Raw genomic sequence first — 9,516 nt, forward strand, 5'->3', positions numbered from 1 at the left:
CTCCGGTTCGCGCGTCGTCGCGCGGTGGCTCGCGGGTTCGGGTTGGGTGGCGGTCGGCTGCCGGCGGGAGTGGCGAATGAGGATTCTTGCGGTCGTTCCCCGGGCTGATTGGTGTCGCGCTTCTGACGCGGGAGTGTTGATCGGTGGCAAATGGCTGGCGGAATTGCGTTTCGGCCGTGTGGAGACTGGGCGGAGCGGGGTGATTTGTAGGTGATGGACGAATCCGGGAGGCCGGTCCACTGTGGTGGCGGACACGTGATGCATTCCTGGGGGTGACTGCCCGAACAATGGGGTGCATAGAATCTCGGCGAAATCGGCATCGGAGAGCCAGAGGGGCTCGTGCGCCGCTGTGCGGTGACGATGTTGCCGAGGGGGAGAGCTACGTGACGGTCGAGCGGCCGGTCCGTGAATGGAACGGTCTGATCATTCCCGATCCAGGGGTTTACACGCTGGACGATGCCCACAAACGGATCGGGTTCGTGGCGCAGCACATGATGGTCAGTCCGATTCGGGGGGAATTCGCCGACGGGGCGGCGACGATCGTGGTGGGGACCGATCCGCTGCGATCGTCGATCAGTGCGACCATCCGCTCGGCGAGTATCAATACGCACCATCCGGAGCGGGACGCGCATCTGTCGAGTGCCGATTTTCTGGATGTGGCACGTCATCCGACGTTGGAGTACCGCAGTACCGGCATCGCCTGGGAGGCCGACAGCGATCCGATCTTCAACTGGGCGCGGTTGCGGAACAATCCGCTCGGCCGCCGGGGGACGGTCGCTGATCTGCCGCCGGCGGCGACCCGGGCCTCCGGCCGCTTCGTGATCAAGGGGTACCTGACGATCAAGGGCGTGACCAGGCCGGTCGACATGCACATGGAGTTCGGCGGGGCGCGGCGTGACCCGTACGGGCGAGAGATCTTCGGGTTCAGCGCCACCGCCGAGATCGACCGGGAGGACTACGGCCTGATCTGGAACGTCATGCTGGAGGCCGGTGGCGTCCTCGTCGGCAAGAAGGTCCGGATCGAACTGGCGGGCGAGGCCATCCGCAGCTCCTGACCACGAAGCCCACGACTGCCGGCCCACCCCTGGCGCACCCCCCGCTCGTGCGTGAGCGGGCCTCCTCGCCCTTCGCCCGTGCCCGCTTGCGCGTGGCCGGGCCTGCTTGCCCACGGGATGGGTTCGCTCGCGCGTGAGCGGGCCTCCTCGCCCGTGCGCCGGACCTCGTCGCCCGTGGATCGGACCCGCTCGCCCATGGGACGGGCGGGTCCGGCAGTCGTGGGCTGCGTCCGGCTACTCGTAACCGGGGTCGTCGAAGAAGTCCGGCTCGGGCGGCAGCGGAATCGCATCAGAATCGTCGGCCGTCCCGTGATACACCGGCCGCGAGCCGGAAGACCCGGAGCCGGACGAGCGCGGGGCGACGGGCGGCGGGGTGGCGGGCCGCGAGGGCTGAGCACGCGGGGCGACCGGTTCCGTCGAAAACAGCCGGCCGGATGCCGGATCGGCGGCGGATAGGCCCGGACCAGCGGCGGACGAGCCCGGATCGGCGGCGGACAGGTCCGGATCGGCGGCGGACGGGTCCGGGCCGGCGGCCGCCGCGGCGGGTGCCGAGGGGCCGACGGGTGCGGACGGTCCGGCGGCGAATGCGGAGGGCTCGGCAGGCTCGGCGGTCTCGGCGGGTGTGGCCGCGTCCGGGCCGGCGTCGCCGCGGACGGTGGACAGCACCTGGTCGCCGAACTTGCTGAGTTTGCCCTGGCCGACGCCGCTCACCGTGGCCAGCTGGTCGAGGGTCTGCGGGGCCAGGGTGGCGATGCCGCGCAGGGTGGCGTCGTTGAAGATGATGTACGGCGGGACCTGCTGCTCCCGCGCCATCGTGGTCCGCCACGCACGCAGCCGTTCGAACAGCTCCGACGCCTCGGGGGAGAGGTCCGCGGCCGCGGGCGAGGGGGCGGACGAACCGGAGGACCGGGAGGCGCTGCCGGACCGCGACTTGGCGACCGCCACCTCCCGGCGCATCATCAGTTTCCGCTCGCCGCGCAGCACTTCCCGGCTGCGTTCGGTCAGGACGATCGTCCCGTACTCGCCTTCGACCGCCAGGAACCCGCCGGCCAGCAACTGCCGCACGACCCCACGCCATTCGGCTTCCCGCAGGTCGGCGCCGATGCCGAAGACGGTCAGCTCGTCGTGCCGGAACCGGCTGACCTTGTCGGTCTTCTTGCCGAGCAGGATGTCGATGGACTGGCCGGCGCCGAATTTCTGCCCGCGTTCCTTCTGCAGCCGCAGCACCGTGGACAGCAGTTTCTGCGCGGGCACTGTCGCGTCCCACGACTCGGGCGGGGTCAGGCAGGTGTCACAGTTGCCGCACGTGCCGGCCGTGTCCTCACCGAAGTAGGACAGGATCTGCGAGCGGCGGCAGGTCACGCTCTCGCACAGCGCCAGCATCGCGTCGAGGTGCCGGGCGGCGTTACGGCGGAACGCCGCGTCCCCCTCCGACCCCTCGATCATCTTGCGCTGCTGGATGACGTCCTGGAGCCCGTACGCCAGCCAGGCGGTCGACGGCAGCCCGTCCCGTCCGGCGCGCCCGGTCTCCTGGTAGTACCCCTCCAAGGACTTCGGCAGGTCCAGGTGGGCGACGAACCGTACGTCGGGCTTGTCGATCCCCATGCCGAAGGCGATGGTCGCCACCATCACCAGGCCGTCCTCGCGCAGGAAGCGGGCCTGGTTGGCGGCGCGGGTCCGGGCGTCGAGCCCGGCGTGGTACGGCAGCGCGGGGATCCCGTTCTGCGACAGGAACTCGGCGTGCTTGTCCACCGAGGCGCGGGACAGGCAGTAGACGATCCCGGAGTGTCCGGCGTGCTCGGTGCGCAGCAGGTCGAGCAGCTGCCGGGACGGGTTGTTCTTGGGCACGATCCGGTACTGGATGTTCGGCCGGTCGAAACTGGCCGTGAAGTGCCGGGCGCCGGTCAGCTGGAGCCGGGTGGCGATCTCGTCGCGGGTGGTCGTGGTGGCGGTGGCGGTCAGCGCGATCCGCGGCACGTCCGGCCAGCGCTCGTGCAGCATCGACAGGGCCAGATAGTCGGGCCGGAAGTCGTGGCCCCACTGCGCCACGCAGTGCGCCTCGTCGATCGCGAACAGCGAGATCTTGCCGCGGTCCAGCAACCGCTGCACGCCGGCGGTGCCGAGACCTTCCGGCGCCACGTAGAGCAGGTCCAGCTCACCGGCGACGAACTCGGCCTCGACGAGCCGCCGCTCCTCCAGCTCCTGCGAGGAGTTCAGGAAGTTCGCCCGGACGCCGAGGGCGCGCAGCGCGTCGACCTGGTCCTGCATGAGCGCGATCAGCGGCGAGATCACCACCCCGGTGCCGGGCCGGACCAGCGCGGGGATCTGGTAGCACAGCGACTTGCCGCCACCGGTCGGCATCAGCACCAGCGCGTCGCCACCGGCGATCACGTGATCGACGATGTCGCCCTGCTGCCCACGGAACGATGGGTAGCCGAAAACCCTGTTGAGGGCGTCGATGGCACTGGACACGGGGATCGGGGGAGCCGAAGTCACCCGGCGAAGTCTAGAGAACCGAACGGCTGATCGGATTCACCCTGTGGATGAGTGGTCGGTGGACGACTGGAGACCGACCAGGTCGAGGATCCGCCGGGCCGGGCTCCCGGGCGCCGCGAACAGGGTCAGCGGCGTCTTCTCCAGCTGATGCTGCGCGGCCAACTCGTGCAGCGCCGACACTCCGGCGCTGGACAGATGGCCGACCCCGGACAGGTCGACGGTCATCGGCACGGTGCCGCCACGGCTGCGGCGCAACAGCTCCTGGCGTACGCGGGAAGCAGTCGCCGCATCCACCGGACCGTCCACCCGTACCCGCGTCTCGTCGTCGCCCGGAAGCTCGGTGATCGTCAGATCACCGGCCGGCACAGCCGCCGGCACCGCTTCGTCGAGGCTGGTCATCAGGCGTCCCGGACGGCTCAGCGGGTACCGCACGGTGGCGATCGTCCCGTCCGGGCCGGGTTCCACCCGCAGGCTCTGCACCAGCTGTGCGGTCAGCGCCAGGCCGCGGCCGCGGGTCGGCCGGCGTTCCGGCGCCCGCCAGCCGCCGTGGTCGGTGACCGTCGCCTCGACCACCCCGGACGCCTCCAGCCGGGCCCGGATCTGCACCTTGTCGCCGCCGGCCGCGTGTTCGATCGCGTTGGTGGCCAGTTCGCCGATGGCGTGCTGGAGTTGGAAGACGTCGTTCGCGGCGGCGCCGGCCGCGCCCAGCCAGCGGGCGATCTCGACCCGGGAGCCGCGCAGGGCCTCCGGCTGCGCCGGGAGATCGAGGACCATCTCCGGTACGGGGGGAACGCGCTGCGCCGCCAGCAGGGTGATGTCGTCGGCGTGCCCGCCCGCCCGGACCAGCAGCTCCAGGGTCTGGGTGCAGACCCGTTCGGCGACGGTGGCCGCCGGATCGTGCAGGGCCCGCCCGGCCGCCGCGTCCGTGGCGACCCGGGCCAGCTCGCCGTCGGGGTCCGGGCCGGCGCCGGGCCGTTCCAGGATGCCGTCGGTGTAGAGCAGCAGGGTGTCGCCGAGGTCGAGGCGGGCCCGGCCCACCGGGAACGTGCCGCCGGTGCCGAGCGGCGTGCCCCGGGTTCCGGGCAGGTACCGTGCCGGGCCGGACGCCGGGATCACCAGCGGCGCGGGATGCCCGGCCGTGCAGTACGACAGTTCCCCGCTGCCCGGATCCAGCACGACCAGGCAGACGGTCGCCGCGTACGCCGCCCGTACCCGCCCGGCCAGCCGGTCCACCGCGGACAGCGCCTCCACCACATCGGCCCCGGCGTCGAGCCGTTCCTGCAGCACCGCCCGCAGCTGCCCCATCACCCCGGACGCGGTCACCCCGTGCCCGACGACGTCGCCGGTGATCAGGGCGATCCGACCGTCCGGTGTGGTGACCGCGTCGAACCAGTCCCCGCCGGCCCGGGTGTCCGCGTCGGCGAGCAGGTAGCCGGCGGCCACCTGAAGGCCGGGCAGCACCGGCAGCCCGGCCGGCAGCAGCTCCCGCTGCAACGCGTCGATCACGTCCCGGCTCTGCTCGTAGCGCCGGCGCAGCCGTTCCGTCTCCTGTTCGGCGGCCTGCCGGTCGCGGGCGAGGGCGGTGACGTCGAACGCCGCCCCGATCACCCCGCGCAGGCCGCCGTCCGCGGCGAGCCACGGGACGATGGTGAACGTGGCGTACATCTCGTGGACCGACCCGTCGGGCTGGTCCAGGTGTACCCGCCACTGCCGGCCCATGATCGGCGTACCGGTGCGGTAGACCTCGTAGTAGGCGTCCACGAACTGCTGACCGGCGAGATCGCTGATCACCTCACGGATCGGCCGGCCCAGTCCGTCCCGTCCGGGCAGGACCGCCCTGGTGGCCGCGTTGTACGCCACCAGCAGCAGGTCCGGCCCTTCGCAGACGGCGACGATGAACGGCAGCTGATCCACGGCGGCGATCAGCGCATCGAGATCGCCCGCTTCCGGAATGCCCACGCCCGTCACCCTGCCATCGTGCCGGAGGAGCCGCCAGAAGGAGCCGAACGTCACTCGGCCAGGGGGAGGTCGATCGTGTGCGAGGTGTGCGACGCCTTGACCGACAGGTATCGCACGTTCGCCGCGGACACGTGGACCCCGGTGGGGATCCGCTGGGTCACGTCGATGCCCAGGCCGGTGAGCTGACCGGCCTTGTCCGGGTTGTTGCTGAGCAGCCGGACCCGGTCCACGCCCAGAGCCAGCAGCATCTGCGCGGCGGCGGTGTAGTCCCGCTCGTCCTCACCGCGGCCCAGCGCGACGTTCGCCTCGTACGTGTCGAGGCCGTCGTCCTGGAGAGCGTAGGCGTCCAGCTTCGCGTACAGGCCGATGCCGCGGCCCTCCTGCCGCAGGTAGAGCAGGAACCCGCCCTGCTCGGCGATCCGCTCCACCGCCTCGCGCAGCTGCGGACCGCAGTCGCAGCGCTGGCTGCCGAAGACGTCCCCGGTCAGGCACTCGCTGTGCGGCCGCACCAGCGGCGCCCGGCCGCCGGCCGCCGACTTGGTCAGGGCCCGTTGCCAGTCGCCGAGACCGAGCGCGAGATGCTCCTTGCCGTCGGCGAGCCCGTCGAACGTCATCACCCGCGCGCTGGTCGTGTAACCGTCGGGAAAACGCAGCGGTACGGTGACCTGCCGCCGGATACTCGCCTTGGTGATCGCCGGGGCTTCGAACATCGGTCCTCCTCATTGGTTCGCGCCGTCAGATGCACTGCCCAGAGATCGCTTCCCGCACACGGGGATAATGGTGAGGACAATCTCTGGAGGCGTCATCAGTGGCTGATCGTCCTTACACCTTGCTCAGTTGTGGCATGTCCATCGACGGTTACCTCGACGACGCCGGCGCGGAGCGGCTGCTCCTGTCCAACGACGCCGACTTCGACCGGGTGGACGCGGTCCGCGCCGGGTGCGACGCGATCCTGGTCGGCGCCGCGACGATCCGCCAGGACAACCCGCGCCTGCTGGTGCGCTCCGCGGCCCGCCGCGCCGCCCGGATCGCCCGAGGGGAGCATCCGGACCCGGTGAAGGTCACCGTAACGGGCAGCTGCCACCTCGACCCGGACGCGTCGTTCTTCACCACGGGCGGGGCGGACAAGCTGGTCTACTGTGCGACGCCCGCGCTGGACGCCGCCCGGGAGCGGCTCGGCGGCCGGGCCGTCGTCGTCGACGGCGGCGACCCGGTCGACGTCCGGCTCGTCGCGGCCGACCTGGCCACCCGCGGCGTGCGGCGGCTCATGGTCGAGGGCGGCGGCCGGATGCACACCCAGTTCCTCACGGCCGGGCTGGCCGACGAGCTGCAGCTGGTGGTGGCCCCGTTCTTCGTCGGTGACTCGCGGGCGCCGCGGTTCGTGCACGACGGCGACTTCCCGTGGTCCGCGAAGAACCGGGCCACCCTGGCCGAGGTCCGCCCGATCGGCGACGTGGTGCTGCTGCGGTACGCGCTGTCGGAGCGGTTCGGGGAACACGGCGAACGGCTGGATCAAGCCGCGACGCTCCCGGAGTAAGCGGGCTGACGCACCGGCAGCGGCAGCGGCACGACGATCGGCGGCGGCGCCATCGCGGGCGCCGGCACGACGATCTGCTGCCGCCCCATCGCGGGCGCCGGCACGACGACCGAGGTCGTCGCCATCGCCGGCGCCACCGTGCGCGGTCTCCTCGTTGCGGCGCGGCGCGCGACCATCCGTACCGTCAGGATCGCCGCGCCCGGGAGCGCCGCGACGAAGGCCAGAATGCCGTAAGCCACCGCGATCGTCAGACCCTGCGCCGCGGTCAGGCCAGCCGCGCCGAACGCCCAGGCCATCACACCCTCCCGCGGACCCCAGCCGCCGATGTTCACCGGCAGACCCATCGCGATCAGCGCCAGCAGCAGCAGCGGCGCCAGCTCCAGCAACGACGCCGAGGTGCCCGCCGCGTACGCAGCCACCAGGAACGTCGCCAGATGCCCGGCCAGCACCGCCGCCGACGCCAGCAGCACGCCCGGTCCGCTGCGCCGCGACAGCAGCCCCGCGCGGATCTCCGCCAGGCCGGTCCTGGCCTTGGCGCTGCCCCGGTTCCGCAGGGCCCGCAGGCCGAGGAGGATCAGGACGCCGGCCGAGGCGACGCTTGCGGCTGCCGCGGCGACCTGCGGTCCGTGCGACGTCAGGAGATCAAGGACGGGTGAGGGTACGGAGAGGAGCACCGCCGCCCCGACCCCGAGCAGCACCAGCTGGCCGGCCGTCCGCTCCAGGACCACCGCCCGGACCCCGCGGCCCAGATCGCCTTCGTCGCGGCCGTGCCGTACCGCGCGCCCGACGTCACCGAGGATCCCGCCCGGGAGGGCCGCGTTCAGGAACAGCGCCTGGTAGTAGTCGGCGGTCGCGTCCTTCAGCGTCAGCCTCATGCCGAGCCCGCGCGCCACCAGACACCACCGCCACGCGCTGAGCACCGTGGTCGCCGCGCCGATCGCCAGCGCCGCCAGCAGCGCGCCGCCGTCGAGAACCCGGATGCCGTCCAGGAACGCGCCGGTCCCGAGTCGCCACAGCACCAAGGCCAGAATCCCGGCGCCACCCAGCAGCCGCAGCCACGCCCAGATCGATCGGTTCACGGTTCCAGTCCCCTCGTCGCTTTCAGGAACTAGTACGCCCGTGCCGCGCCCCGCGGTTCACTTGAAGATCGTGTTCACTCGAAGATCTCACTCGACGGGTGTTCCCACCCCTCCGGGTGCCGGCTTCGGCCGCCGTACGCGCCCGAAGCCGATACACCCGGTGGCTGCCGATACACCCGGTTGCCTCAGTCGAAGATCGCGAGAAGGTCCGCGTGGCCGACGGAGGCATGCGGGAGCGAGGCCAGGCGCCGGTCCAGGTAGTCGTCGAGGGGCAGGTCGGGACGCTGCTCGCGAGCGGCGCCGACCCAGCCGCGCAGCCACTCCGCGGTCAGTGCGGGCAGGGCGGGGCCGAGGCGCCAGGGACTCGGGCGTACGGTCACGCGCGCTCCGGCCTTGCCGAACGCCTCCGCCGCGACCTCGGGGGCGTCCGGGCCGAGCAGGCGGCGGCCGTCGTGCGTACGCCGCTGATGCTCGTTGAAAGCCTCCGCCACCTGCCCGTCGAGCGGATCCTCCGGTGCCAGCCGGACCTCGCCGGTCACCGAAAGGGTGAACAGCACGCTCACCCGGGCCTCGGCACAGACCGCCGCCAGCCGCTCCACCTCCTCGGCCGTCAGCAGGTCCAGCAGCGCCGAACAGGTGACCAGATCGGTGCCCGCCAGATCCGCCGCGGTCAGATCGGTCACGTCCAGCTGCTGAGTGCGCACCGTCGTCCCGGCGGGCATCCCGTCGGCGGCCCGCAGCAGCAGCGCCGGATCCAGGTCCGTCATGATCCAGTGCTGGGGCGTGGCCAGGTGCGGCGACAGCCAGCGCCCGAGCGAACCCGTCCCGCATCCCAGATCGCGAACGGTCCGTACCGTCTCCGGCAACCGCTCCACCAGGTCGAGCGCTCGTGCGGCGGCGTCCGCCGGCTCCCGCAGCCCCAGCCAGGTGGCGCTGAACTCCCCGGTCGTCTCGTCCACCGTTCCGGCGCCGGCGGGCCCGGTCTCACTGAACGTCCCCAGCTCGCCGCCCGGGGCGTTCGCGTCGCGTGGCCCGGCGCCCGGCAGCGCCCCGCCCGGACGCCCACCACCGGCGACCGGCCCGCTCTCACTCGACGTCGCCACCTCAGCGCCACCGCCGTTTCCCGCGTCCGGTCGGTCCCCGGCGACGTCGTCCGAGACCGGCGCCCCACCGTCCGTATCGGTGGGGATCCCGGCGTCATCGGACGTCGCGTTCCCGCCGGGCGCCGCGCGACGCCCGCCCGTCCCGACCCTGCCGTGCACCTCGGTCATCTTCGTGCCTCCTCGGCATCGTCGCTCTGCTCAAGCCGTCAGGCTCGGTGTTCGCCGGGCCTCGTGCGTCCCGGTCGGTGTTCGCCGGGCCTCGTGCGTCCCGGCCGGTGTTCGCCGGA

At 72.3% G+C, this 9,516-nt stretch carries 6 protein-coding genes and 1 pseudogene; 2 read left to right on the forward strand and 5 right to left on the reverse strand.

Going from position 1 to position 9,516, the window contains the following annotated elements:
* Positions 1-272: 272 nt before the first annotated feature.
* Complete coding sequence (locus Aut01nite_RS42260; protein WP_236643214.1) at positions 273-1,055, forward strand: YceI family protein; 783 nt, start codon at positions 273-275, stop codon at positions 1,053-1,055.
* Positions 1,056-1,706: 651 nt separating this feature from the next.
* Here Aut01nite_RS42260 and recQ read toward each other — a convergent pair.
* The 3 genes and pseudogenes from recQ to Aut01nite_RS42275 all read right to left on the reverse strand — a co-directional run.
* A pseudogene (recQ, locus tag Aut01nite_RS42265) lies at positions 1,707-3,551 on the reverse strand (DNA helicase RecQ); the annotation flags it as partial.
* A gap of 36 nt (positions 3,552-3,587) precedes the next feature.
* Complete coding sequence (locus Aut01nite_RS42270; RefSeq protein WP_043533645.1) at positions 3,588-5,510, reverse strand: SpoIIE family protein phosphatase; 1,923 nt, start codon at positions 5,508-5,510, stop codon at positions 3,588-3,590.
* A 50-nt stretch (positions 5,511-5,560) separates the two neighbouring features.
* Positions 5,561-6,220: a GTP cyclohydrolase II gene (locus Aut01nite_RS42275; protein WP_043533617.1), complete on the reverse strand. Its 660-nt coding sequence runs from the start codon at positions 6,218-6,220 to the stop codon at positions 5,561-5,563.
* 98 nt (positions 6,221-6,318) lie between these two features.
* On the opposite strand from Aut01nite_RS42275, the gene Aut01nite_RS42280 reads away from it, so the two are divergent.
* Positions 6,319-7,047, forward strand: coding sequence for a RibD family protein (locus Aut01nite_RS42280; protein WP_052164651.1), 729 nt, complete (start codon positions 6,319-6,321; stop codon positions 7,045-7,047).
* On the opposite strand, the gene Aut01nite_RS42285 is transcribed toward Aut01nite_RS42280, so the two are convergent.
* Positions 7,023-8,126: a lysylphosphatidylglycerol synthase transmembrane domain-containing protein gene (locus tag Aut01nite_RS42285; RefSeq protein ID WP_084000187.1), complete on the reverse strand. Its 1,104-nt coding sequence runs from the start codon at positions 8,124-8,126 to the stop codon at positions 7,023-7,025. The genes Aut01nite_RS42280 and Aut01nite_RS42285 overlap by 25 nt on opposite strands.
* Before the next feature lie 185 nt (positions 8,127-8,311).
* On the reverse strand, positions 8,312-9,085 hold the full coding sequence (locus Aut01nite_RS42290) for a class I SAM-dependent methyltransferase (protein ID WP_043533648.1): 774 nt from the start codon (positions 9,083-9,085) through the stop codon (positions 8,312-8,314).
* Positions 9,086-9,516 lie beyond the last annotated feature (431 nt).

The organism is Actinoplanes utahensis, assembly GCF_016862455.1.
Lineage (GTDB): Bacteria > Actinomycetota > Actinomycetes > Mycobacteriales > Micromonosporaceae > Actinoplanes > Actinoplanes utahensis.